1 protein-coding gene is annotated in these 872 nt (G+C 69.7%); it reads left to right on the plus strand.

The window, feature by feature from the left end; all coding sequences use genetic code 11:
- A partial coding sequence (locus D477_RS00295) for a maleylacetate reductase (RefSeq protein WP_005266123.1) occupies positions 1 to 868 on the plus strand: 868 nt, incomplete at its 5' end.
- Positions 869 to 872: the final 4 nt, after the last annotated feature.

Below are 872 nucleotides of genomic sequence, written 5' to 3' on the forward strand. Positions count from 1 at the left end.
GGTCGAAAAGGCCGAGAAGGCCCGGGCCGCTGCGGCCGAGCATGGCATCGACCTGCTGGTCTGCGTCGGCGGCGGCTCGACCACCGGCCTGGCCAAAGCCATCGCCCTCACCACCGGCATCCCGATCGTCGCGGTCCCGACCACCTACGCCGGTTCCGAGGCCACCAACGTCTGGGGCTTGACCGAAGCGGCCCGCAAGACTACCGGCGTCGACGACAAGGTCCTCCCGGCCACCGTCATCTACGACGCGGCCCTGACCCTGTCCCTGCCCGTCGACCTCTCGGTCGCCTCCGGACTGAACGGCATGGCCCACTGCATCGACTCCATGTGGGGCCCTCGCGCGGATCCGATCAACCAGGCCCTCGGCGCCGAAGGCATCCGCGCCCTCAACCAGGGCCTGCCGCTCATCACCCAGGACCCGGCCAGGCTGGACGGCCGCGAACAGGCGCTCTACGGGGCGTACCTGTCCGCGGTCGCCTTCGCCTCCGCCGGCTCCGGCATGCACCACAAGATCTGCCACGTCCTCGGCGGAACCTGGAACATGCCCCACGCCCAAACCCACGCCACCGTGCTCCCATACGTGCTCGCCTTCAACGCGCCCGCCGCCCCGGCCGCCACCGAACGCATCGCGGCCGCGTTCGGCACTGAAAATCCGGTCGACGGACTCAACCGGCTCCGCGAAACCCTCAATGCGCCGAAGGCGCTGAAGGATTACGGCTTCGCCGAGGAGAACATTGCCGAAGCGGTGGAGCTGATCCTGCCCGTCATCCCCGCCTCCAACCCGCGCACCGCGACGCCGGAGAACCTCACCGCTCTGCTGGCCGCGGCCACCGCGGGCGACGATCCGAAGACCCTCACCGACCTCTAAAAGG

It is taken from the genome of Arthrobacter crystallopoietes BAB-32 (assembly GCF_000328305.2).
Taxonomy (GTDB): domain Bacteria; phylum Actinomycetota; class Actinomycetes; order Actinomycetales; family Micrococcaceae; genus Crystallibacter; species Crystallibacter crystallopoietes_A.